Consider the following 23,023-nt stretch of genomic DNA (forward strand, 5'->3'; position numbering starts at 1 on the left):
AGGTTAAATGCAGGCTTAAGATCATTAAGGTAGCTAACTACAGCCGCGATATGGCCTATACGCTGCCGGTCAACCCCTCGCCCAACCTTAATACACAGCAATCAGTTTTACTTTACCCGCACATTTGCTTTTTTGAGGGAACGGCCTTTAGTTTGGGCCGTGGTACTATGTTCCCCTTCCAGGTTATTGGCGCGCCGCTGATGAAAGGCAAATACGAGTTCTCGTTTAAACCGGTAAGCATCCCCGGCATGAGCGACAACCCACCATTGAAAGGCCAGATTTGTTACGGACTTAACTTAAAAGATTACAATACCGACATCATAAAAAAAACAGGAAGGCTTAATTTAGCCTGGCTGTTGGATCTGTACAAGGCCTATCCGGATAAGGCACATTTTTTTATCCCCTACTTTACGCAACTGGCGGGCAACAAAATTTTACAGCAACAAATAATTGATGGTAAAACCGAGGCCCAGATCCGCGCCAGCTGGGAACCGGGGCTAACTAAGTTTAAAGCTATCCGCAGTAAATATTTGCTGTATAAATAATATTTAGGTTACAGCATACAGCAGCAGGATTGGCAGCCGTTTTATATTTTACATCTATAACGCTTATGAGAATCATATTTATGGGTACCCCTCAGTTTGCCGTAGCATCATTAGATGCGCTGATAACGGCCGGCTGCGATGTGGTAGCAGTAGTTACCGCGCAGGATAAACCCGCCGGTCGTGGCCAAAAGGTAAACGAATCGGCAGTTAAGCAGTACGCGCAGATGAACAATCTTAAACTGCTGCAGCCCGAAAGGTTAAAGAGCCCGGAATTTTTGGATGAGCTGCAAGCCCTTAAGGCCGACCTCCAGGTGGTGGTGGCTTTTCGGATGCTGCCGGAGGTAGTTTGGAACATGCCGCCGAAAGGGACCATCAACCTGCATGCCTCTTTATTGCCGCAGTACCGTGGTGCTGCACCGATAAACTGGGCCATTATTAACGATGAAAAAGAAAGTGGCGTAACCACATTCTTCTTAAAACAGGATATCGACACGGGCGACATCCTCTTTACCGAAAAGGTTACCCTTACCGGAACAGAAACGGCGGGCGAATTGCACGACAGGCTGATGGATAAAGGCGCCGGCCTGTTAGTTAAAACTGTAAAGGGAATAGAAGGCGGCAAATATAATGAGCACCCGCAGGAGCAGCTTGCCGAGGGTATAGAACTTAAGCACGCACCCAAGATCTTTAAAACGGACTGCCTGATCAATTTTAACCAGCCGGCAAGGCAGGTGTTCAACCTCATTCGTGGATTAAGCCCCTCGCCAACCGCATACACCATGCTTAATGGCAAAGTGCTTAAAATATATAACGCCGAGTACCAGGAAACCGAACCCGGCATATTGCCCGGCGGCTTTTTAACCAATAACAAAACCAGCCTTAAATTTGCCACCAAAGATGGTTACGTATGCCCTACGGATGTGCAGTTAGAAGGAAAAAAGCGAATGAGCATAGAGGAATTTTTAAGAGGAAATAAACTGTAAATCATTTCTCTATAGCCGACTGATACTGTTGCGCCAATTTAACTGTTTTGTTTTTTAGTTTTTTCGCCGATTTTGCCATATCTGCAGCAGTTTTTATATCAGGCATGTGTTCGAGCTGGTATTTTTCAATAACCGGCAGGGTTGTCACTATTTCAAGAGTTTTACGGTAGTCATCAATAACAACTGAGTTACTGTCTATATCCCTGATCAGCTTGCTAAAGCTACTTATGTTATGTTCATACTTGTGTTTACTATTCGCAAGTAACAGTATAAGCCTTGCTTTAAGAACAGTATCCTTGATATTCGATAATTCATTACCGGCCGAAGAATAGTAGCTATCTGATTTATTGTTGTAATTATAGAAAGTTTTCAGGCTGTCCCTTTTAGCGTCGTTAAACATCGTCAACTCGTCTTCTAACTTATTTAGCTGGCTATTCTTTTCCAGGAGATCGTTATAAATAAGATCGATTAGGGAATTACCTCTCATTCCTTTTGAAATGACGCTTAGATCAGACGATTCATCTTTTAACGGTTCGGGTACTTCGTTCGGTTTTGCTTGTGCACGATCGGGTTTACTATTACATGCCGAACAAAACAAGACTGTGATAATTAGTAGTGATAAGGCAGTCGATTTCATAACCTAAATATAGTCATTCAACTAAAACGCTTTCATTCATAAATCAAATAAGTCCAAAAGTTTACCTTTGCCGTTTATTATCTATCAAGACAGATTTGAGCTCAAGAATAAACCAGTTAAAGAAAGATATTGAGCCGTTACGTGAGCAACTGATCGCGCACAAGCTGTATCAGAATATTAACACCATGGAGGACCTGCATATTTTTATGCAGCACCACGTATTTGCCGTTTGGGATTTCATGTCGTTGTTAAAGGCATTGCAACAAAATTTAACCTGCACCACCCTGCCCTGGATGCCGGTTGGTAATGCCAATACCCGTTATCTTATTAACGAGATAGTTACAGGCGAAGAAAGTGATGTAGACGAAACAGGCGTACGCACCAGTCACTTTGAACTTTACCTGAAAGCCATGCAGCAAGCCGGTTGCGATTCATCGGCTATTCTATCTTTATTTGCTGCATTAAGCCGTGAAAGGGATATAAAGCAGGCACTGGCCGATGCAAATATACCCGGTGCCGCCCATAAGTTTGTACAGCATACGTTTGATGTAATTGCTACAGACAAGAACTATATTCAGGCTGCTGTTTTTACATTTGGGCGCGAGGATCTTATCCCCGGGATGTTCATAGAAATGGTTAGAAAGATCAACGAGCAGTTCCCCGGTTCGGTAGATGTATTTCTTTACTACATGGAACGGCATATTGAAGTTGACGGTGATCATCACTCCAACCTGGCTTACGAAATGACTGCTGAACTTTGCGGCGGTGACAATACTAAATGGGCAGAAGCTACCGAAGCCGTTAAAGAAGCGCTAACCGCCAGGATAGCCCTTTGGGACGGGATATCAGCGCAAATAAAGGCTATTTTAGCGACTGCATGATATTATGGCAAATACCTATTCACAGCTATATACATATTGTTTGCGGTTCAAAACCGAAATGCTTTGCTTGGCACAGCATGGGATGATCGCTTAAGGGTGTATATCACTGCGATTGTTCAAAATAATGGCCATAAATTATTAGCCATTAATAACGTACCTGATCATTTGCATATGTTTTGTATAAATAATGTCCCGTAGGGACAACCGCTTTGTAGCAATAAAGATGTAGCTTTTTTGCCCTTTAAGGGCTACCCTTTTCCGGCTTACAACTTATTCAACTCGTCCATTAACCCTTTGCTTACGCGGTTAAAATAACGCTTTACGCCGTAACCCATTACCCATTGAATGCCTTTGGTGGCATTGGTTAAAAATACTTCATCGGCCTGGTTCAAAATTTCGGGGTTGATCTGCGCCTCGGTAATCGGGATGTTATTTTCCTGTGCTAATTTAATCACCACGCTGCGCATCACCCCTTCCACACATCCTTCGCTAAGTGCCGGTGTGTAAAGATGGTTTTGATACCACACAAACAGGTTAGAGCTGCCTGCCTCGCACAAAAACCCATTCTGGTTTAGTAAAAACACATCATCCAGTTTATTTTGCTGCTTAAAGATACCCGCCATCGTGTAAATCAGCGAATTACAACTTTTTACGTTAGATAACCAGTTGAGTGCCTTGGGCAGTTCGCTGTAAACATCCATGATCAGTCCGCGTTCGTTTAAAAAATAACGGGGCTCGTCATGTTCGGTGATTTCAAGGCAATACGCCATTTTGTTTTGACTGGGCGCGTATAATCCTTCGGCGTCGCGGTATACGGTAAGGCGCAGGCGGCCATGCTTTATTTTGTTGCGGCGGGCCAGTTCTTCTACCTTTTCCTTTAAAAACCAGCTATCGGTTTGCGAGTAGCTGTCTATCTTCAGCGCTTTCATACCCTTTTGCAACCTGTCGGCATGCAGTTCAGGGAACATCAGCTTACCTTTCATCAGGCGCATGCTTTCAAACAGCCCGTCGCCATACTTAAAGCCGCGGTTGGCAATGGTAAGCAAAGGCGTGTCTGATGGTACAATCTGTCCGTTAAAGTTGATGAAGTTTGGCGTCATTAATAGATGTTACAATGCAAATTTGCGCATTTGGTTTGGTTGATATTGGCTATTAAACGCAATAACGCCAAATTAGATTGCACGTTTTTGCTTTAAATAAAAGCTATGCTTCTGCGGGGTTAAAGTCGCCGGGCGCATTGGCGCTGGTGTACTTGCGCCACTTATCTAAAACACCTTCAAAATCGGCTGGTAATGGGGCCTCAAAGTGCAACCGCTTTTTTTGCGTAGGGTGCAAAAACCCTAACGACTGTGCATGCAGGGCCTGACGGGGCATAATTTCAAAGCAATTCTCAACAAATTGCCTGTACTTACTAAATACTGTGCCTTTTAAAATTTTATCGCCACCGTACATGGCATCGCTAAATAAGGGATGCCCTATGTGCCGCATGTGCGCACGTATCTGGTGCGTACGGCCGGTTTCCAATTTGCATTCAATCAGGGTAACGTAGCCCATGCGCTCCAACACTTTGTAGTGGGTAACCGCCCATTTACCCTTCTCTGGGTCGTCATAAATCGACATTACCCTCCTGTCATTAGGGCTGCGGCCTATGTAGCCGGTAACGGTGCCATCCTTTTCAATATCACCCCAGGCAAGGGCAATATATTTACGGTCGATAGTGTGGTCAAAAAACTGTTTAGCCAGCCAGTTCATGCTACGCTCGTTCTTACTGATCAACAGCAATCCCGATGTATCTTTATCAATGCGGTGTACCAAGCCTGGGCGGCCGTCATTGCCCGGCAGGGTAGGTAATTGCTGAAAATGGTAAACCAACGCGTTCACCAGCGTGCCTGTGTAATTATTGTAACCGGGGTGCACCACCATGCCGGCGGCTTTGTTTACAATAAGCACATCGTCGTCTTCATGTACTATCTCGATAGGGAGGTTTTCCGGGTGAACCTCGGTATCGCGGGGCGGGTGCGGCAACACAACCGAGATCACGTCTTGTGGTTTAACGCGGTAGCTGGATTTTACCGGCTTATCATTCACCAAAACGTTATTCAGTTCGATAGCGTTTTGGATGCGGTTACGCGATGCGTTCTCTACACGGTGCATCAAAAATTTGTCTATCCGCAAAAGCGACTGGCCCTTATCAACCACCACGCGTAAATGCTCAAACAAATCCTGTTCGTCCTGCTCAAATAAGTCGTTCTCTTCTGCCATTCAGGCGCAAAAGTAGTTGTTTTTTTCATTGTGATGATTTTATAAAACTGATACTTTTATGAGATGAAAAAAAACTTACCGGTTACCACACTTATCATTCTCAAAGCAAGCGCCTTGATAGTAAGTGTGCAAATTTTTTTTTCAGAACTGATAAGATCGGTTGCAGATATAGGCTTAGGGATATAATGGATGTTCAATTAGAAATCTTCAGCCCAGTTCAACGGCTTAATAACAAGTTGTTTGATGATAAAGATCTGAAGGTTTTTATCAAACGGGATGATATGATCCACCCAATCATATCAGGCAACAAATGGCGCAAACTTAAATATATCCTTAAAAGCGCACAGGCCGAAAAAAAGACCCACCTGGTAACTTTTGGCGGGGCATTCTCCAACCATTTACTGGCAACAGCAGCGGCGGCTGCAAGGTTTGGGTTCAAGGCAACCGGTATTGTCCGCGGCGAGCAAGTGCAAAACGACACCCTTTTTTTATGTCGTTTACATGGCATGCAATTGCTATTTACAGACCGTGACAGCTACCGCGATAAACCCGCGCTTTTTGAAAAACATTTTGGCGGAGATACCGATGCGTTTTTTGTGAACGAAGGCGGTGCATCACCGGAGGGTGCGCAGGGATGCAGCGAACTGGTTAATGAGCTTACACAATCTTACGATCATATTTTTTGCGCCAGCGGCACCGGCACTACAGCCGCAGGGATAATTAACGGTTTAACCAGCCAACAATTGCCAACTATGTTTAACGCCGTGCCAGTGTTTAAGAACGGCGGTTTTATTAAAGATGAAATAGATAAGTTTTTAACGGCACCGGCCAGTTACCAACTGCACACTGCTTACCATTTTGGCGGCTACGGAAAAACCACTCCAGAGCTGATTAACTTTATACAAAAATTCATTGCGGAAACCGGCATCCTGATTGAGCCTGTTTACACCGGCAAAATGCTGTATGCACTGTATGACCTCGCTGCTAAAGACCATTTTGAACAAGGCAGCAGCATCCTGGCAATTCATACCGGGGGTATATGGGGTTTACTGGGTATGAAAGATAAATTCAACCAGGATTAAACGGATTTTAGCGATCGACAAGATTTGCTTAGCATAAATTAATTTCACCGCACAACCTTGCCATTTTTTCTCTTAAAAATCGCAAAAATCTCCATAGCCCCGGTTCATACTATTCGCTGTATGAGTCTAAAAACTATCTTTAGTTAATTTAAAGTTACTTTTTAGTCGATCGGTTCAAAAACCTTTAAATTATTGTTAATTAGGGCATTTTGCTAAGTTTGTATAAACCAGTATACCTATGAATAAATTGCAGATCACCGCTCAGAATGTACAGGCTACTTTAAGTAAGCACGTACTTGCCGATGGTTTCGACCTTACTTTTGATATGGAAAAAAGTCAGGGTGTACATATTTACGATGCCAAGAACAATCGTACGCTTTTGGATTTTTTTACATGCTTTGCATCGGTGCCACTGGGCTACAATCACCCTAAAATGTTAGGCGACGAAGTTTTTAAAAAGAACCTTTTGCTGGCGGCCTTAACCAATCCCTCCAACTCAGATATTTATACCGAACAATATGCCCAGTTCCTGGAAACCTTTGCCCGGGTAGGTATACCTGATTACCTGCCGCACGCCTTTTTTATATCGGGCGGTACGCTGGCAATTGAGAATGCTTTGAAAACTGCGATGGACTGGAAAGTGCAAAAAAACTTTGCCAAGGGCCACAGTACCGAAAAGGGCTTCAAAATTATCCACTTCGAGCACGCGTTTCACGGCCGCTCCGGTTATACGTTAAGCTTGACCAATACCCAGCCGGTTAAAACCAAGTGGTTTGCCAAATTCGATTGGCCAAGGGTGTCTACGCCCGAGGTCAGGTTCCCGCTAACGGACAGCAACCTGCAAGACTTGCTTGACCGCGAAGCCAAATCCATTGCCGAGATCAAAAAGGCATTAGCCGACAATCCAGACGATATTTGCGCCATCATTATTGAGCCTGTATTATCCGAAGGTGGCGATAAGCAAGTAAGGCAGGAATTTTTAGAGCAGCTGCGCATCATTGCGGATGAGAATGAATTGATGCTGATTTATGATGAAGTACAAACCGGGGTTGGCCTGAGCGGCAAATTCTGGCTGCACCAGCACTTTGGCGATAATGCACGCCCGGATATTTTGGCATTTGGTAAAAAAATGCAGGTTTGCGGCATCCTGGCCGGCAGAAAGGTTGATGAGGTAGAGAACAATGTATTTAAGGTATCGTCGCGTATTAATTCAACCTGGGGCGGCAGTTTGGTGGATATGGTAAGGGCGTCAAAAATATTGGAGATCATTGAAGAAGACGGCCTTTGCGACAAAGCCGCGGCCACCGGCAATTACCTGCAACAGCAACTGCAGGCCATCGCCGCTAAAAACAACATTATTACTAACGTACGTGGTAAAGGATTACTTACCGCCTTTGACTTTCCCGACAAATCTATACGCGATGCATTCCTCAATTATGGGTTAAAAAATAATATAATGTACCTGGGCTGTGGCGAGCGCACCATCCGCTTTAGGCCGGCACTTATTATTGAACAGCAACATATTGATGAAGGCCTTGATATGCTGCAAAAAATATTGCCGTTGCTTTAAATAAAATGTAATAATACTGCTACAAGCACCTGTTTTAAAACCAAACAGGTGCTTTTTTTATTTACGATATACTATAATTGCACCGTAGCGTTTATACTGTATTATTAACTATTAAATAAGTAGTTTTTATAATAGAAAAGGTTACATACAAATACCGGGGGAATATTTACTAATAATGAACAGACAAATTGAAAAATTAAAAAAACAGCTTACAGAAATTGCTGAAGTTGTTAATTCTTTCCAGTCTGAAGCCGTACAAGTAAGAGTAGTTGACAGGCTTTTAGACGAGATCATGGAAACAGAGAAAGTGGAGACGGAAGGATCGGAAATTTTCAATAAACGCAGCCGCAGAACAAGGACCGGCAATGAAGATGACAACCGCCCGTCTGAACCGGGTCGTAAAAAACCTGGCGCAACCAAAGTATTAAACCAGTTGCTGGCCAGCGACTTTTTTACACAACCACATTCTATATCAGCCATTGCAGATTACTGCAAAGACAATTTCGACTCGGATTTTAAAACTTCCGAGCTCTCCGGCATCCTGCTGAAGCTTGCCAAAGAAAATAAGCTAAAAAGGGAAAGAAGCAACGAGAACAACCGCTTCGAGTACGTAGCAATTTAACATTAAAGGCCCCGATACCGGGGCCTTTAATGTTATGCGTTTATTGTCATTCCGAGGGAAGCGCAGCGACGAGGATTCTTGATAATTGCATTGGTAGCTTATTTAACAAGATCTCTCCTCGCTTTCGCTCGTTCGAGATGACAGTGAAAAAAACCGTTGTCATTTCGAGGGAAGCGCAGTAACGAGAAATCTTCTCGTATCTACCTTAACTCCAACAGATCATCAACGCCTAATATCTTACGTGATGTAAATCCCTCGGCGTATTTTACGTTGATGCTTTTGCCAAATTCCCGGGCGCGGCCTTCCACTATCTGGATGAATTCGGGCGATGAAATGTATGTTTGGGGCTCCTCGCTGTTCCAGTCGGGATTATGGAATTGAGAACCATATGCATAAATACTTTCTATTTTTTTATCCCAGTAATCGGTAACATCAACTAAAATATCGGGGTGGATATAGCGGTCCTGTATAAAATGAAGTACCTGTTTTGGCCGCCATTCGGTTTGCAGCTGTCCATCCATGGTAGTTTCTATCCGGCGCAAACCGGCTAAAAAAGCAGATGTTTCTACCAGTTCGTTTGCACGACCATGGTCGGGGTGGCGGTCATGATATGCGTTGGTGATCAGGATATCAGGCTGGTATTTGCGAATAGCCGAGATCACTTTTAGTTGATACTCCTGTGTGTTCGTGAAAAAGCCGTCCGGTAGTTCCAGGTTCTCGCGGATGGTGATGCCCAGTATTTCTGCAGCCCGGGCCGCTTCCTGTTCGCGTATCTCCGCCGTACCACGGGTACCTAATTCGCCACGGGTCAGGTCAATTATACCTACCTTGTGGCCTAACGCAATATGTTTCAAAATTACGCCGGCACAGCCTAATTCGGCATCGTCCGGGTGTACAGGTAAAACTAAAATATCTAATTTCAACATAAAAGCTTAATCGTTATTTGTCGGCAGCCAGCAGGCGCTGAATTTGTTTGCGCAGTTTGGATGAGCTTGGCTTTGTAAACGGGAAAAAATAGTCAACCACCTCGCCATCCTTATCCACTAAAAATTTATGAAAATTCCATCGCGGCACGCAGTTTAAAACACCGTTCTCTTTCTTATCACTCAGAAATTTGTAAAGCGGATGTGCGTACGGGCCACGTACGCGGATCTTTTCGAACACCGGGAAGTTGTTGCCGTAATTGGAGCAGAACTGCGCTATTGCTGCGCCCTCTAAAGGCTCTTGTCCGCCAAAATCATTAGACGGAAAGGCCAGTATTTCAAAATCCTGATCGGCAAGATCTGCCTTTAATTTAACCAGATCTGTTAGTTGTGGGGTAAACCCGCATTGCGATGCCGTGTTTACAATAAGCAGTACTTTATCTTTGTAATCGGCCAGGCTTATTGGTTGCCCGTTTAGTGTATTTACGTCGAACTGGTAGATGTCCTTTTTATCCATTACTAATTTTGCATGGATACGTAACCCACCTGCTGCAGTATTGTTTCAATATCGCGCTGCTCGTCGCGGTCGTAAGTTTCTTTTAAATTATGCCCGAATATTCCCGCCACCGACTGGAAAACAAAGGCTTTGAAACCACCCTTCATTTCTTTAAGCATTTCAAAACTGGTAGCACCGGTTTCCCGGTTAATGAGTTTGATCAGTATCTCGCCCTGTGTAATGGTCAGGTTTTTAATATCCTTATTAAACAGGTCTTTGATCTCTTTTTCACAGGCCTTTATCAGTTCCTTTTGTTTCTTCTTATCGCCGGTTAGGGCAAGGTCGCGCTGTAATTTCTGGTAGCGTACACCGGCAAAGCGCACGTAAGGTAAAACCTTCATCACGTTATACTTTAGCCTGAAGTAATTGGCCCTGTCCTGCGCACTTGCAAAAATGCGGGTATCGGTAATTACTACATCGGGCAGTACAATCCAGGGAACCAACTCACCATCAAGCTTTGTCATGTAAGTTTTGATGGTATCATTTTTGCCCAGATGTACAGGTGCAGCAGGTTTGTCTACCTGGGCGTTAGCAACCCCCAGCATACAACACAGCAGCACCATTAAAGCAATAAATTTCATATTTTTACTGATACAAAATTAACGCAAATTATTTTGTTATTTTATATTAACCCGCAATAATAAATATTGTTACAGGTTAATGATATAGAGAGGACTAAGACCGTTACATGAAAGATTTAGTGATTGACCTGGAAGCCGAAAAGACCGAGATATTAAAACGTTATCGTACCCTGCTACGTGCAAGTAAATCAACGCTGCAAAAGGGCGATAAACGCATGATTCGCAAGGCTTTTGATATGGCTTTGGAGAGTCATAAAGATATGCGCCGTAAAAGCGGCGAGCCGTACATATACCACCCTATTGCCGTTGCCCAGATAGCTGCGGAAGAAATAGGTTTGGGTACCACTTCTATTGTATGCGCATTGTTACATGATGTGGTTGAAGACACCGATGTAACACTGGAAGATATCGAGCTGGAATTTGGTAAAAAAGTAGCCAAAATTATCGACGGGCTTACCAAAATCTCTGGTGTATTTGATACCAATAGTTCGTTACAGGCCGAGAATTTCCGCAAGATGCTGCTCACCCTTGCAGATGATGTACGGGTGATACTGATAAAACTGGCCGACAGGCTGCACAACATGCGTACGATGGAGTTTATGCCGCGTGATAAGCAGCTTAAACTATCCTCAGAAACGGTTTACTTATATGCCCCCTTGGCACATAGGTTAGGCTTATATGCCATAAAGTCGGAACTGGAAGACCTTTCCATGAAATACATGGAACGCGAAACTTACCAGTTCATTAAAAATAAACTAAACGAGAAAAAAACCGAGCGCGAAAAATTCATCCGTGACTTTATCGACCCGGTAAATAAGATCATTGAGGGGCAGGGCCTGAATGCAGAGCTGTTTGGCCGGCCAAAATCCATTCATTCCATCTGGAACAAGATGAAGAAAAAGTCGATACCTTTTGAGGAAGTATATGACCTTTTTGCCATCAGAATCATTTTAGATAGCACGCCGGAGAATGAAAAGGCCGATTGCTGGAAGGCTTATTCTATCGTTACCGATTTGTACCGTCCTAACCCTGACAGGTTGCGCGACTGGATCTCATCGCCGAAGGCAAACGGTTACGAATCTTTGCATACAACGGTTATGGGGCCGCGCGGGCAATGGGTAGAAGTGCAGATCCGTACCAAGCGCATGAATGAGATTGCCGAAAAAGGCTTTGCCGCGCATTGGAAATACAAGGAATCATCTACCGATAACGGCTTGGATAACTGGGTGCAGAAGGTTAGGGATATGCTTAAGAACCCCGACTCAAACGCGCTCGACTTCCTGGATGATTTTAAGATGAACCTGTTTAGCGACGAGATTTTCATCTTCACCCCTAAAGGCGCGTTGATCCAGTTGCCGCTAAATGCTACCGCGCTTGATTTTGCCTTCGAGATCCACACAGATGTGGGCGCCAGCTGTATAGGCGCAAAAGTGAACCACAAACTGGTTCCCTTAAGTTATAAATTGCAAAATGGCGACCAGGTAGAGATCATCACATCCAGCAAACAAGCACCTAAAGAAGACTGGCTGAATTTTGTAGTCACCGCCAAAGCAAAGGCCAAGATCAAATCGGCACTTAAGGAAGAAAAACGCAAAGTTGCCGATGACGGTAAGGAGATTTTGGAGCGCAAGCTAAAATCGTTAAAGATCACCTATAACTCCGAAAACATACATAAGCTTAGCTATTACTTTAAGCTGCCCTCTACCCAGGACCTGTTTTACAATGTGGCGAAGGGCCTTATTGATATGAAGGACCTGAAAGAGTACCAGGCATCTGAAAAGGTGATTGAGAACAAACCACAGGATAAAATAGAAGCCGAGCAACTGCAGAGCCTGGTGCGCAACATTAAAACAAAAGATAGCGACGTGCTGCTTTTTGGTGAGGACCTGCAAAAGATAGATTACAAACTGGCTAACTGCTGTAACCCCATTCCCGGCGATGATGTTTTTGGGTTTGTTACGGTAAGCGACGGCATAAAGATACACCGCACCAACTGCCCTAATGCAGCCAAACTGATGGCCAATTACGGTTACCGGATTGTAAAGGCGCGGTGGACCAACCAGCAGGAACTGGCATTTTTAACCGGCCTGCGCATCACCGGTATAGATGATGTGGGGCTGATCAATAAGCTGACCACAGTAATCTCGCAGGATTTTAAGGTGAATATCCGCTCTATAACAGTAGATAGCGATAACGGTATTTTTGAAGGATCGCTGATGGTGTATGTGAACGATACGGAGCACCTGGATAACCTGATACGTAACCTGAAGATGGTAAAAGGCATTACCGGTGTAACCCGGTACGATTCGGTGGTGGAGAAGGCGTCGTAACGTAAGCGGGCCGCCCCGGTTATCTACCCTGCCTTTGGGATTATTGCCGCAATTTCTATAAATAATTAATACCTTTGGAGGTAATTCAATTTTATGCCTGTACAGGAAACCATTGCATTGGTAAAAAAGATTTTTGAGGCCTACCTTGAAAATAAAAGCTTGCGGAAAACTCCCGAGCGTTTTGCCATTCTGGAAGAGATCTACTCAAGAAGCGATCACTTCGATGTGGAGTCGTTATACATCCACATGAAAAACAAGAAGTACCGTGTTAGCCGGGCTACGGTATACAACACGCTGGAGCTACTGGTATCTTGCGACCTGGTAACCAAGCACCAGTTTGGCAAAAACATGGCCCAGTTCGAAAAATCGTACGGGTACAAGCAGCACGATCATATTATCTGTATCGACTGCGGCAAGGTTGTGGAGTTTTGCGATCCGCGCATCCAGCAGATCCAGAGCATGATGGGCGATATTTTAAAATTCGAAATTAAGCACCACTCATTAAACCTTTACGGTAACTGCACTAAACTGCGCGAAGGTTACTGCGACAGGAAGGTATCGTAAAAATGGATAAGCCAATTCTCAGCAAACAAGCATTTTGGGATGTTGATATGGATAAGATCGACTATGAAAAAAATGCAGCCCACGTTGTAGAAAAAGTAATTGAAAGAGGTAAATTGGAAGATTTCGATAGCCTATTGAAATTTTACGGATTTAATAAAGTTTGCCAATTGGCGTTACAGGCTAACTGGTTATCAGATATTAGTATTAATTTTTGCTGTATTCTTTTTAAGGTACAGCCTACAGAATTTAAATGTTACGAAAAGAAACAGTTGAACCAGCGACACTGGAGCTTCTAAAAAAACTTGTTTCATTACCGCAGTTACAGCAATTCCGATTGGTAGGCGGTACCGCACTCTCACTTTTTTACGGCCATAGAAAATCAATCGACTTAGATTTATTTACTGATAAGCCTTTAGATAAAGAAATCCTCATAGAAACTTTACAGGATAACTTCGGTCAGATAATAACAATAAACGACAGATCTAAGTCAATTTACCAATGCATTATCGACAATGTAAAGGTTGACTTTGTATCAGTAAAAGACCCCTTTCTGTACCAGGTAAATATTATTGAGGACATCCCCTTAGCTGATGTAAAGGACCTTATAGCGCTGAAATTAAATGCGGTGAAAGGCAGGGGCGTAAAAAAGGACTTTTGGGATATTGCAAAACTTCTGCAATTTTTCTCTTTTGAAGATCTTTTTAAATATTATCATAATCGTTATCCATATGATGATACCTTTGCAGTGGTCAGGTCAGTAGTTTACTTTGCTGATGCTGAAGACACTATCGATCCGGAATGCTTAGACGGCATGGACTGGAGTAAAGTGAAAAGTACTATTACAAAAGCATTTGACGATTATTATAAAAACAAGATTAATGGCTGTTGACGTATTATTAGGCCTCCAGTGGGGCGACGAAGGTAAAGGTAAAATTGTTGATGTGCTGAGCGCAGGTTATGACCTGATAGCCCGTTTTCAGGGCGGCCCGAATGCCGGCCACACTTTAGAGTTTGAAGGCAAAAAATTTGTTTTAAACACCATCCCTTCGGGTATATTTTTTGATAACACCATGAACCTGATTGGTAACGGTGTGGTTATCGACCCTATTACACTTAAAAAGGAGCTGGATAAATTGAAGGATGCCGGGCATGATCTTTTGGCTAAAAAGAACCTGATGATCGCTAAAAAGGCGCACCTTATCTTACCCACCCATCAATTGCTGGATGCCGCATCTGAAAAGAAAATGGGCGAAGGCAAGATCGGTTCGACCCTTAAAGGTATCGGCCCAACTTATATGGATAAAACCGGCCGCAACGGTTTGCGCGTAGGCGATATTACCCTGCCCGATTTTAAAGAACGCTACCAAAAACTGGTTGATAAACACACCAGTATGCTGCAGGCCATGTATGGCGAAGTTGCCGACTTTACTGAACGTGAAACTGCTTTTTTTGAAGCCATTGAACTGATCAAGCAGTTCCCGCTGGTAGATAGCGAGCATTTGGTTAACAACTATATTAAGGAAGGTAAAAAAGTACTGGCCGAAGGCGCACAGGGTGCCATGCTGGATATCGACTTTGGCTCTTACCCATTTGTAACATCATCAAACACAACGGCTGCCGGTGCATGTACCGGTTTAGGTATTGCTCCCCGCCAGATAGGCGATGTTATTGGTATCTTCAAGGCTTACTGTACCCGTGTGGGCGGCGGCCCTTTCCCTACTGAGCTTGATAATGAAACCGGCGAGGAATTACGCCGCATAGGCCACGAATTTGGCGCTACCACAGGCAGGCCCCGCCGTACCGGCTGGATAGATCTGCCGGCCTTAAAATACGCTATAATGCTAAATGGCGTTACGCAAATGGTAATGACCAAGGCTGATGTTTTAAGCGGTTTTGATAAGATCTACGCATGTACTCATTACAACTATTTGGGTGAACAGGTAGATTATATGCCTTATGATATTTGCTCGGTTGATGCGTACCCTGTACTGAAAGAGATTGATGGCTGGAAAGAAGACATAACCGGCATTACCGAATTGGATCAGATACCGGAAAAGCTGCAATCATACATCGAGTTTTTAGAAGCTGAGTTACAAGTACCCATCAAATGGTTATCTGTTGGCCCGGACAGAAAGCAAACTTTGGTATTGCAATAAGCAAACCTTAAAATAATACAAAAGGCCTCGTTTTACGGGGCCTTTTGTATTTTAGCAGTCGATAAAGATTAAATTTGTTACCATGTTTAAGCCGGCAACTCTCCGGGTAATTAGTTATATCACCTTAGTAATAAGTCTCCTAGGCTTTGGCTACTCGCTATATACAGCGCTACCAGCTAATAACTGGCAGGATTACATCACGCCGCTATCCTGGCTTTTAATGGTGGTGGCCAGCTACCAGGCTATCAAGGCGGTGAAACGCCATCAGTATGCCGACAACTTTAAAATTATTGGTTGGTACATTTATGTGATACTGCTTTTAGTGGTTCTTTTTGCTGTGATAAATCTTTCGGTGGGCCTTATCCCGGGCATTTTTCTGGCTTTCGGATTAGTCAATAAGAACCGCGATATTGATGACAACATGAAGGTGGATAAGGAAAGATAAGTTTAACTTTACCGTGTGAACATCGAAGTAATTAACATCCCCTTATTTAAACAAAAGGCCCTGCAATGGGCTAACATGTTCGATACCGCCTGTTACCTCGACTCCAACAACTTTACCGACCCTTACGGCAAGTACGATACGCTGATCGCCGTTGGGGTTAAAGCCAGTTTAACGGCAAACGCCGGCAGCGCCTTTATGCAATTAGAACAGTTTTGCAAAGATAACCCGGGATTTGTCTTCGGCTTTTTTGGATATGATCTGAAGAACGAACTGGAAGATCTGCGATCGTCAAATCATGATGGGTTAAACTTTCCCGACCTTTTCTTTTTTAGTCCGCAGGTAATCATTACCTTCAAACACAATGAGGTTGTAATCGAGGGTGAAAACGCTGCGGAACTTGCACAAACCATTGAGAGACTCGAACTCTCTACAGGTAAACAGGTGACTTCAATTGATCTTAAAACGCGCTTTACAAAAAACGAATACATCGATAGGGTAAATAAGGTAAAGGGCCACATCAACCGTGGCGACATCTACGTAACCAATTTTTGCCAGGAATTTTATGCAGAAAATGCGGAAATCGATCCGCTGGACGTATTTGTCAAGCTGGCTAAGCTTTCGCCTACACCGTTCTCGTCTTACTTTAAATGGGATGGCAACTATGTTATCTGCGCCTCGCCTGAAAGGTTTTTAGCTAAACGCGCCAACAAGCTTATTTCGCAACCCATCAAAGGCACCGCCCGCCGGGATGCTAACGCGGATACAGATCAGGCCATAATCAACGAATTACGCAACCATCCAAAGGAATTGCAGGAAAATGTGATGATTGTAGACTTGGTGCGCAATGATCTTACCCATTCTTCCAAACCTGGTACGGTAAAAACAGAAGAATTATTCGGGATACAAACCTTTAAGCAAGTACACCAGATGGTATCAACCGTGGTATGCGAGATAAAGGACGAGATAACGCCTGTAGAAGCTGTTAAACAAGCTTTCCCTATGGGCAGCATGACCGGCGCGCCTAAGGTAAGCGCATTGCAGCTAATGGAGCAATACGAACGCAGCAAACGTGGCGTGTACTCGGGTGCGATAGGATATTTTAGTCTGGATGGCGATTTTGATTTTAATGTGGTGATCCGAACTATACTTTATAATTCATCCAACAAATATTTGTCTTTCCATGTTGGCAGCGCAATAACTTATCATGCAAACGCAGAAAGCGAGTATGAGGAGTGCCTGCTAAAAGCAAAGGCGATTTTGGAAGTGTTAGGGGTTAAGAAGTAGATCGGTCTGGCTGCATTTGTCATCCCGAAGGAAGCGTAGCGACGAGGGATCTTGATGTCACTGAAAAGTTTGCCGTTTTGTCTATCAAGATCTCTCCTCGCTGTCGTTTATTCGAGATGACAGTAAAGGAAATCATTATCTTTAGGGATAACGTAGCGACGAGGAATCTGGATGTCTCTGCAAGCGTTTAAGTCTTCGACAGGCTCAGACTGACAAAACCTATTTTGACGATACCTGATCCACTACCAGCTTATCCCCTATCCGCACGGCAATTTCCGACCCGTTAGCCCAAAATGCTGAATAAGGTTCAAAACTCAGGTATTTTACAAAAGCTTCGCCATATAATTCCTTGATATCTGCGTCGAAAAAAAAGTCCTTGACCTCGGCTATTTGCCAGGAGATGTGTTCCACCTGGTACTGCATCGTCTTATAATCTGTTAAACGGTTATAGCCCCAATAGTGCTCAAAAATGAATTCTTCAGGGCTGCCCGTTTGAATTTTAGTAAGGCTGTTCTTGACCGTCGCTCCAAGGCTATTCCATCGTCCTTTAAGCTTCCACTCATACAAAAATTGCGTGTGGTTAGGCCCTGCCTTATTAACCGAATGCCGCATGGGCAGCGCGCGGTAGTGTTCTTTGTATAAGGCGTTAGCGATAATGGTGATGACAGGTTTAGGTACGATTTCGCTTATAAATACCGCCCCGCGTTTCCATTCTTTGCCATCAAAGTGGCGCACGTAAAACCTTAAGTTCACCTCTTCAAAATTTACATGGAACGGCCATTTAATACCCAATACGCGGGTATCTTGAAACATAAAGCCCACCATGCTCACCAAAGCTTTACCTTCCCACAGGTCAATCTCTGTAGCTGCAGGTAAATGAGGTTTTAAGATTTCCGGATCAACCACGTAGTTCAGCATTACCAGGTTGCGCCACTGCGCGGTTAAAAAACGGGACTTGGAGTTGGACATGCTTTGTGAACACCAAAACGGCTAATTTGATTGAGCAAATACAAGTATCAACCGTTACAATAAAAAAGCCACAACAAGTATTGCTGTGGCTTTTTATAATATTATATAAGTTATTATCTCCCTTTGTAATATTTCATTGCCTCGGGTATCAGTTTCTGGATATTGGCGATACGGGTAGCATCGCTGGGGTGGGTACTTAAAAATTCAGGGGTGCCACCGTTTTTGCTTTGTGCAGCCATACGCTGCCAAAATGTAACGGCACTATGCGGATCGTACCCGGCCATTGCCATAAAGGTAAGACCAAGGCGATCGGCTTCTGATTCCTGGCTGCGTGAGAATTTCAGCACCGCCACCTGGCCGCCAATACCGTATAGTGTATTAATAGCTGTTTGTGCCGCTACAGATTTGTTGCCTGTTGCCGCACCTACAGCAGCGCCGCCGGCTTGTACCAGCATCTGCTGTGACATCCGCTCGGCAGAGTGTTTAGCAATGGCATGGCCAATTTCGTGTCCCATAACGGTTGCCAAACCTGCGTCTGTTTGCGTTATAGGCAAAATACCGCTGTAAACGGCCACTTTACCACCGGGCATACACCATGCATTAACTTCAGCGCTTTGTATAAGGTTAAACTCCCAGGCAAAATTGTATTGGTTTGCGTAACCGTTTGCATTAAGGTACTGCTGTATAGCTTGGGCCAGCTGACCGCCAATACGTTTAACACGCTGGGCATCTGTACCTGTGCTGATCACTTTGGTAGCAGGATCAGACAGTAGCTGCTGGTAGCTTGCCGCGGCTGCCGGGTTTACCTGGTCATCGCTTACTACATTAAATTGTGAACGGCCTGTTAACGGAACTGTTGAACAGGAGTAAAATACAATGGCGATAGCCATTACGGAAAGGATCTTGATTTTTTTCATGGTAAGTTAGGCAGTAGTTTTCTTTTTAAACAAATTAACTTTCGACTCTTTACCTTTTAATAAGCGCTCAATATTTTTTTGATGCGTAACCAATATTAAAATACATATGCACATACCATAAATAATGACTGATTTAATATACACCGGGAATATAAATGTTACACCGATGGGGTAAGTAAAACCCGCCATTATTGAACTTAACGATACATACCTTGTAATAAACAGGGTTAGCATAAAAACAAAAACGCACAGTAAAGATGCCGGCAGGTTAATAGCCAATATCATTCCAAAAAGCGTAGCGATACCTTTACCGCCCCTAAAGCCGGCAAAAATTGGGAAAAGGTGGCCCATAACCGCGGCAATGCCCAGGGCCAGTTCATAGTTAACAAAAGCGGTAGAATGGTAAGGACCGGTTGTAGTAACACCTATCACGTAGGCCAGGTTGGTGGCCGTCCAGCCTTTTAAAATATCCAGCAGCATTACGGGGATGCCTGCCTTTTTACCCAACACCCTGAATGTGTTTGTGGCACCTGCATTACCACTGCCATACTCCCTTACATCAACGTTATAAAATGCCTGCCCTATCCAAACAGCGGTAGGTATAGATCCAAACAGGTAGGCAAGAATAAGCGCTGCAATGGTGTAGATTGATAGCATCTATGCAATAATATTAATTTGATGTTATACTACGCAATATATCGTTATAATTTTACAGCCTTAAGGCTCAGGTCTAAACTTTTTACAGAGTGGGTAAGCGCGCCAACAGATACGTAATCAACCCCGCAATCGGCATAATCACGGATGTTATCTATGGTGATGCCGCCAGATGCTTCGGTTATGTAACGGCCCTCTATCATGGCAACAGCCTGGCGCAGTTCATCAAAGTTAAAATTATCCAGCATAATGCGGTTCACATTGCCGGTTTGCAGTACTTGCTCTAATTCTTCCAGGTTGCGTACCTCAATTTCAATAGCCAGCTTTTTACCGGTTTTGGCAAGATAGTCGTTTGCGTTTTCAATCGCCCTGCGGATACCGCCCGAATAATCTACATGGTTATCCTTTATCAGGATCATATCATACAGGCCAAAACGGTGGTTAACGCCGCCTCCAATCCGCACAGCCCATTTTTCGAGGTAGCGCAGGCCAGGTGTGGTTTTACGGGTATCTAAAACTTTGGTGTTAGTGCCTTTTAAAAGGCGTACGATATTGTTGGTAATGGTAGCTATCCCGCTCATGCGCTGCATGCAGTTAAGCACCAGGCGCTCGGCCTTCAATATGCTTTGCACATTGCCGGTTACAGTAAGCGCAATATCTTTTGGTTTTATCGCGGTCCCATCGTTGATTAAAACTTCAACTGCAAGTGCGGCATCAACTGTTTTAAATATCTCGACAGCCAGCTCAACACCGGCTAGTATCCCGGTATCTTTTACTAATAAATTTGCTTTGCCTTGTGTGCCTGCCTCAATGGTAGCTAACGAAGTATGGTCGCCGTCGCCAACGTCCTCGGCTAAAGAAGCGGTTATGAATTGATGTATAAGTTCTTTGTCCAAAACTTTTGATTTTTTGAGTTTCAAAAGTAAGAACAATTGATGAGCAATTAGGTTTTTTCGCTTTCTATCCGCAAATCAATGAGCACCATCTCCCCTGCCATCTCCTTTAACGTATAAGCCACGCGGAATTTACCTTTGTTGGTAGTAAGTATCAGTACCGCAAAGTTATAAGTGGCGCTTGAATTTACACGGTGAAAGATCTTTGCACCGGCAGGCTTATTTTCCTTAAAAAACTTCTCCAGGATTATCTCTGCCTGGGCTTTTGAGTAAACGTTAGTTTCTTCAAGAACGGCCATATCTACATTTGCTGCAAAAAGCTTTACAAGCTCATGCACGTTACCCTGTTTCATCAGATCGGCAACCTTATCTATAGGGCCGGCCTGGCATACAGCGGGGAGCATAAACAGCAATACAAGCAATGAGGAATAAATAACTTTCATCTTAGTGATATGACCAACAAACTAAAGAAAAGTTGCAGTAAAAAATAAACTTCATTTTAAACTAATGTTTAAACGTTGCTTTTATATTTGCATTGTGGAAAACAGAAAAAAACTTGCATTAATTATACTGGATGGCTGGGGTTATGGCCGTAACGATCAATCGAACGCTATTATAGCTGCCAACACACCGTTTTTTGACGAGATGATTGCCAGATACCCTAACTCTAAATTAGAAGCATCGGGACTGGCAGTAGGCTTACCCGAAGGGCAAATGGGCAACTCTGAAGTTGGCCACATGAACCTGGGTGCCGGCCGCGTTGTATACCAGGAACTGGGGCGTATTAACAAAGCCGTTATCGATAACGAATTTGTACAAAATGAAACTATCCTTGGCGCTATAAATTATGCCAAGGCAAATGATAAAGACCTGCACCTGATTGGCCTGGTAAGCGATGGTGGCGTACATGCCCACATTAACCACTTAAAGGGCCTTACTACTGCTACTAAAGCGCTTGGCCTTGAAAGAGTTTTCATCCACGCGTTTTTAGATGGGCGCGATACCGATCCGAATTCAGGTTTAAAATTCATTACCGACCTGGAGCAGCACATTGGCGACTCGACCGCCCGGCTGGCATCTGCCATTGGCCGTTATTATGCTATGGACCGTGATAACCGCTGGGAACGTGTAAAGCTGGCTTACGATTTAATGGTTAAAGGCGAAGGCGAAAAAACCGACGATATTTTGGCCTGCATCAAGCAGTCATACGATAACGGGGTGACCGACGAGTTTATCAAACCAATTGTCAAAGTTGATGAGAATGGCGAACCTGTCGCGGTGATCAAAGACGGCGACGTGGTGATCTGTTTTAACTTCCGTACAGACAGGGGCCGCGAAATATCACAGGCGCTTACCCAAAAAGAATTCCCGGAATACGATATGCACCCGCTCAATATTGAGTATGTGACCATGACATCTTACGACGAGACTTTTAAAAATGTTAAAGTAGTGTTCCGTAAGGATGATCTGAGCAAAACCCTTGGCGAGGTTTTAGAAAGTGCCGGCAAAAAACAGATCCGTATTGCCGAGACAGAAAAGTATCCGCACGTTACCTTCTTCTTTTCGGGTGGTCGCGAAAAAGAATTCAATGACGAAAAACGACTGCTGGTACCATCGCCAAAGGTAGCCACTTACGATCTGCAGCCCGAGATGAGTGCCGAAGGCATCCGCGATGCGATCATCCCCGAATTGGTGGACGAATGGCCGGACTTTGTTTGTTTGAATTTTGCCAATACCGATATGGTTGGCCACACTGGTGTGTTTAGTGCCGTGGTTACGGCTGCCGAAACTGCCGACGCCTGCACCAAAGCGGTTGTGGAGGCAGGTTTACAGCATGGCTACTCGTTTATTATTATTGCCGATCATGGTAACGCCGATTACATGATCAATGATGACGGATCGCCCAACACTGCCCACACAACTAATTTGGTACCCTGCATTGTAATAGATAATGATGTAAAACAAGTTAAAGACGGTAAACTGGGCGATATTGCACCAACCATATTGCAGATACTGGGCGTGCCCATCCCTGCAGAAATGACTGGGAATGTATTGGTATAAAACCTTGTTTAAATATAGCTCACTTACTGGCATGGTGCTGCTGCTATGCTGCGCTAATGCCTGTAAGCCCGAGATAAAAGAAACCGGCGCACAGGTAAAATTCTTTGA

At 44.0% G+C, this 23,023-nt stretch carries 25 protein-coding genes and 1 pseudogene; 15 read left to right on the plus strand and 11 right to left on the minus strand.

Annotated elements, in window-relative coordinates; genetic code table 11:
* Both ACE5CV_RS08500 and fmt read left to right on the plus strand, forming a co-directional pair.
* A pseudogene (locus ACE5CV_RS08500) lies at positions 1–545 on the plus strand (DUF1343 domain-containing protein); the annotation flags it as partial.
* 65 nt (positions 546–610) lie between these two features.
* Positions 611–1,528, plus strand: a complete 918-nt coding sequence (gene fmt, locus ACE5CV_RS08505) for a methionyl-tRNA formyltransferase (RefSeq protein WP_374949741.1) — start codon at positions 611–613, stop codon at positions 1,526–1,528.
* Position 1,529: 1 nt separating this feature from the next.
* On the opposite strand, the gene ACE5CV_RS08510 is transcribed toward fmt, so the two are convergent.
* Positions 1,530–2,015 carry a hypothetical protein gene (locus tag ACE5CV_RS08510; RefSeq protein ID WP_374949742.1) on the minus strand — a complete coding sequence of 162 codons (486 nt, stop codon included), beginning with the start codon at positions 2,013–2,015 and terminating at the stop codon, positions 1,530–1,532.
* Positions 2,016–2,260: 245 nt separating this feature from the next.
* Here ACE5CV_RS08510 and ACE5CV_RS08515 point away from each other — a divergent pair, with 245 nt between their 5' ends.
* Positions 2,261–3,046: a DUF3050 domain-containing protein gene (locus ACE5CV_RS08515; RefSeq protein ID WP_374949743.1), complete on the plus strand. Its 786-nt coding sequence runs from the start codon at positions 2,261–2,263 to the stop codon at positions 3,044–3,046.
* Between the two features lie 63 nt (positions 3,047–3,109).
* Positions 3,110–3,244: a hypothetical protein gene (locus tag ACE5CV_RS08520; RefSeq protein ID WP_374949744.1), complete on the plus strand. Its 135-nt coding sequence runs from the start codon at positions 3,110–3,112 to the stop codon at positions 3,242–3,244.
* 65 nt (positions 3,245–3,309) lie between these two features.
* Here ACE5CV_RS08520 and ACE5CV_RS08525 read toward each other — a convergent pair whose 3' ends face one another.
* A complete protein-coding gene (locus tag ACE5CV_RS08525) occupies positions 3,310–4,146 on the minus strand; it encodes an aminotransferase class IV (RefSeq protein ID WP_374949745.1) in 837 nt (278 codons plus the stop codon).
* Between the two features lie 103 nt (positions 4,147–4,249).
* Complete coding sequence (locus ACE5CV_RS08530) at positions 4,250–5,308, minus strand: RluA family pseudouridine synthase (protein ID WP_374949746.1); 1,059 nt, start codon at positions 5,306–5,308, stop codon at positions 4,250–4,252.
* A gap of 185 nt (positions 5,309–5,493) precedes the next feature.
* On the opposite strand from ACE5CV_RS08530, the gene ACE5CV_RS08535 reads away from it, so the two are divergent.
* The 3 genes from ACE5CV_RS08535 (at position 5,494) to ACE5CV_RS08545 (ending at position 8,582) form a co-directional block, all read left to right on the plus strand.
* The gene (locus ACE5CV_RS08535) at positions 5,494–6,390 is read left to right on the plus strand and encodes a 1-aminocyclopropane-1-carboxylate deaminase/D-cysteine desulfhydrase (RefSeq protein ID WP_374949747.1); all 897 of its coding nucleotides are present in this window, start codon (positions 5,494–5,496) and stop codon (positions 6,388–6,390) included.
* A 238-nt stretch (positions 6,391–6,628) separates the two neighbouring features.
* Positions 6,629–7,960 carry an L-lysine 6-transaminase gene (gene lat, locus ACE5CV_RS08540; RefSeq protein WP_374949748.1) on the plus strand — a complete coding sequence of 444 codons (1,332 nt, stop codon included), beginning with the start codon at positions 6,629–6,631 and terminating at the stop codon, positions 7,958–7,960.
* 175 nt (positions 7,961–8,135) lie between these two features.
* Complete coding sequence (locus ACE5CV_RS08545; RefSeq protein WP_374949749.1) at positions 8,136–8,582, plus strand: hypothetical protein; 447 nt, start codon at positions 8,136–8,138, stop codon at positions 8,580–8,582.
* A gap of 200 nt (positions 8,583–8,782) precedes the next feature.
* Here the strand turns inward: ACE5CV_RS08545 and bshB1 are convergent, their stop codons facing one another.
* The 3 genes from bshB1 to ACE5CV_RS08560 are packed head-to-tail and all read right to left on the minus strand — an operon-like array spanning position 8,783 to position 10,642.
* Positions 8,783–9,505 (minus strand): bacillithiol biosynthesis deacetylase BshB1, encoded by a 723-nt coding sequence (bshB1, locus tag ACE5CV_RS08550; RefSeq protein WP_374949765.1) that lies wholly within the window; start codon positions 9,503–9,505, stop codon positions 8,783–8,785.
* Between the two features lie 16 nt (positions 9,506–9,521).
* Positions 9,522–10,022: a glutathione peroxidase gene (locus ACE5CV_RS08555; RefSeq protein ID WP_374949750.1), complete on the minus strand. Its 501-nt coding sequence runs from the start codon at positions 10,020–10,022 to the stop codon at positions 9,522–9,524.
* Between the two features lie 2 nt (positions 10,023–10,024).
* Complete coding sequence (locus tag ACE5CV_RS08560) at positions 10,025–10,642, minus strand: DUF4294 domain-containing protein (protein ID WP_374949751.1); 618 nt, start codon at positions 10,640–10,642, stop codon at positions 10,025–10,027.
* A 107-nt stretch (positions 10,643–10,749) separates the two neighbouring features.
* Here ACE5CV_RS08560 and ACE5CV_RS08565 point away from each other — a divergent pair, with 107 nt between their 5' ends.
* The 7 genes from ACE5CV_RS08565 (at position 10,750) to ACE5CV_RS08595 (ending at position 17,421) form a co-directional block, all read left to right on the plus strand.
* Complete coding sequence (locus ACE5CV_RS08565) at positions 10,750–12,972, plus strand: RelA/SpoT family protein (protein WP_374949752.1); 2,223 nt, start codon at positions 10,750–10,752, stop codon at positions 12,970–12,972.
* Positions 12,973–13,065: 93 nt separating this feature from the next.
* On the plus strand, positions 13,066–13,536 hold the full coding sequence (locus tag ACE5CV_RS08570; protein WP_374949753.1) for a Fur family transcriptional regulator: 471 nt from the start codon (positions 13,066–13,068) through the stop codon (positions 13,534–13,536).
* 2 nt (positions 13,537–13,538) lie between these two features.
* Positions 13,539–13,832 (plus strand): hypothetical protein, encoded by a 294-nt coding sequence (locus ACE5CV_RS08575; RefSeq protein ID WP_374949754.1) that lies wholly within the window; start codon positions 13,539–13,541, stop codon positions 13,830–13,832.
* Positions 13,787–14,425, plus strand: coding sequence for a nucleotidyl transferase AbiEii/AbiGii toxin family protein (locus tag ACE5CV_RS08580; protein WP_374949755.1), 639 nt, complete (start codon positions 13,787–13,789; stop codon positions 14,423–14,425). The genes ACE5CV_RS08575 and ACE5CV_RS08580 overlap by 46 nt, the downstream gene beginning before the upstream one ends.
* Complete coding sequence (locus tag ACE5CV_RS08585; protein WP_374949756.1) at positions 14,415–15,692, plus strand: adenylosuccinate synthase; 1,278 nt, start codon at positions 14,415–14,417, stop codon at positions 15,690–15,692. The genes ACE5CV_RS08580 and ACE5CV_RS08585 overlap by 11 nt, the downstream gene beginning before the upstream one ends.
* An 82-nt stretch (positions 15,693–15,774) precedes the next feature.
* The gene (locus tag ACE5CV_RS08590; RefSeq protein ID WP_374949757.1) at positions 15,775–16,137 is read left to right on the plus strand and encodes a hypothetical protein; all 363 of its coding nucleotides are present in this window, start codon (positions 15,775–15,777) and stop codon (positions 16,135–16,137) included.
* Positions 16,138–16,152: 15 nt separating this feature from the next.
* A complete protein-coding gene (locus ACE5CV_RS08595) occupies positions 16,153–17,421 on the plus strand; it encodes an anthranilate synthase component I family protein (RefSeq protein WP_374949758.1) in 1,269 nt (422 codons plus the stop codon).
* Positions 17,422–17,640: 219 nt separating this feature from the next.
* Here the strand turns inward: ACE5CV_RS08595 and ACE5CV_RS08600 are convergent, their stop codons facing one another.
* The 5 genes from ACE5CV_RS08600 to ACE5CV_RS08620 all read right to left on the minus strand — a co-directional run bounded on the left by ACE5CV_RS08600 (position 17,641) and on the right by ACE5CV_RS08620 (position 21,297).
* Positions 17,641–18,390: a YqjF family protein gene (locus ACE5CV_RS08600; protein WP_374949759.1), complete on the minus strand. Its 750-nt coding sequence runs from the start codon at positions 18,388–18,390 to the stop codon at positions 17,641–17,643.
* 113 nt (positions 18,391–18,503) lie between these two features.
* Positions 18,504–19,307 (minus strand): M48 family metallopeptidase, encoded by an 804-nt coding sequence (locus ACE5CV_RS08605; RefSeq protein ID WP_374949760.1) that lies wholly within the window; start codon positions 19,305–19,307, stop codon positions 18,504–18,506.
* Positions 19,308–19,313: 6 nt separating this feature from the next.
* Entirely contained in the window at positions 19,314–19,964 is a 651-nt protein-coding gene (plsY, locus tag ACE5CV_RS08610; RefSeq protein ID WP_374949761.1) for a glycerol-3-phosphate 1-O-acyltransferase PlsY, read from the minus strand.
* A 44-nt stretch (positions 19,965–20,008) separates the two neighbouring features.
* On the minus strand, positions 20,009–20,857 hold the full coding sequence (gene nadC / locus ACE5CV_RS08615) for a carboxylating nicotinate-nucleotide diphosphorylase (protein WP_374949762.1): 849 nt from the start codon (positions 20,855–20,857) through the stop codon (positions 20,009–20,011).
* 47 nt (positions 20,858–20,904) lie between these two features.
* Positions 20,905–21,297, minus strand: a complete 393-nt coding sequence (locus ACE5CV_RS08620; RefSeq protein ID WP_374949763.1) for a DUF4783 domain-containing protein — start codon at positions 21,295–21,297, stop codon at positions 20,905–20,907.
* 64 nt (positions 21,298–21,361) lie between these two features.
* On the opposite strand from ACE5CV_RS08620, the gene gpmI reads away from it, so the two are divergent.
* A complete protein-coding gene (gene gpmI / locus ACE5CV_RS08625; RefSeq protein WP_374949764.1) occupies positions 21,362–22,915 on the plus strand; it encodes a 2,3-bisphosphoglycerate-independent phosphoglycerate mutase in 1,554 nt (517 codons plus the stop codon).
* Positions 22,916–23,023: the final 108 nt, after the last annotated feature.

Source organism: Mucilaginibacter sp. (assembly GCF_964263795.1).
Taxonomy (GTDB): Bacteria; Bacteroidota; Bacteroidia; order Sphingobacteriales; family Sphingobacteriaceae; genus Mucilaginibacter.

Coding starts and splice junctions, on each gene's coding strand:
- fmt (WP_374949741.1), top strand. CDS start 611: ATGAGAATCATATTTATGGGTACCCCTCAGTTTGCCGTAGCATCATTA.
- ACE5CV_RS08510 (WP_374949742.1), bottom strand. CDS start 2,015: ATGAGAGGTAATTCCCTAATCGATCTTATTTATAACGATCTCCTGGAA.
- ACE5CV_RS08525 (WP_374949745.1), bottom strand. CDS start 4,146: ATGACGCCAAACTTCATCAACTTTAACGGACAGATTGTACCATCAGAC.
- ACE5CV_RS08530 (WP_374949746.1), bottom strand. CDS start 5,308: ATGGCAGAAGAGAACGACTTATTTGAGCAGGACGAACAGGATTTGTTT.
- ACE5CV_RS08535 (WP_374949747.1), top strand. CDS start 5,494: ATGGATGTTCAATTAGAAATCTTCAGCCCAGTTCAACGGCTTAATAAC.
- lat (WP_374949748.1), top strand. CDS start 6,629: ATGAATAAATTGCAGATCACCGCTCAGAATGTACAGGCTACTTTAAGT.
- ACE5CV_RS08545 (WP_374949749.1), top strand. CDS start 8,136: ATGAACAGACAAATTGAAAAATTAAAAAAACAGCTTACAGAAATTGCT.
- ACE5CV_RS08555 (WP_374949750.1), bottom strand. CDS start 10,022: ATGGATAAAAAGGACATCTACCAGTTCGACGTAAATACACTAAACGGG.
- ACE5CV_RS08560 (WP_374949751.1), bottom strand. CDS start 10,642: ATGAAATTTATTGCTTTAATGGTGCTGCTGTGTTGTATGCTGGGGGTT.
- ACE5CV_RS08565 (WP_374949752.1), top strand. CDS start 10,750: ATGAAAGATTTAGTGATTGACCTGGAAGCCGAAAAGACCGAGATATTA.
- ACE5CV_RS08570 (WP_374949753.1), top strand. CDS start 13,066: ATGCCTGTACAGGAAACCATTGCATTGGTAAAAAAGATTTTTGAGGCC.
- ACE5CV_RS08575 (WP_374949754.1), top strand. CDS start 13,539: ATGGATAAGCCAATTCTCAGCAAACAAGCATTTTGGGATGTTGATATG.
- ACE5CV_RS08580 (WP_374949755.1), top strand. CDS start 13,787: ATGTTACGAAAAGAAACAGTTGAACCAGCGACACTGGAGCTTCTAAAA.
- ACE5CV_RS08585 (WP_374949756.1), top strand. CDS start 14,415: ATGGCTGTTGACGTATTATTAGGCCTCCAGTGGGGCGACGAAGGTAAA.
- ACE5CV_RS08590 (WP_374949757.1), top strand. CDS start 15,775: ATGTTTAAGCCGGCAACTCTCCGGGTAATTAGTTATATCACCTTAGTA.
- ACE5CV_RS08600 (WP_374949759.1), bottom strand. CDS start 18,390: ATGTCCAACTCCAAGTCCCGTTTTTTAACCGCGCAGTGGCGCAACCTG.
- ACE5CV_RS08605 (WP_374949760.1), bottom strand. CDS start 19,307: ATGAAAAAAATCAAGATCCTTTCCGTAATGGCTATCGCCATTGTATTT.
- plsY (WP_374949761.1), bottom strand. CDS start 19,964: ATGCTATCAATCTACACCATTGCAGCGCTTATTCTTGCCTACCTGTTT.
- ACE5CV_RS08620 (WP_374949763.1), bottom strand. CDS start 21,297: ATGAAAGTTATTTATTCCTCATTGCTTGTATTGCTGTTTATGCTCCCC.
- gpmI (WP_374949764.1), top strand. CDS start 21,362: ATGTTTAAACGTTGCTTTTATATTTGCATTGTGGAAAACAGAAAAAAA.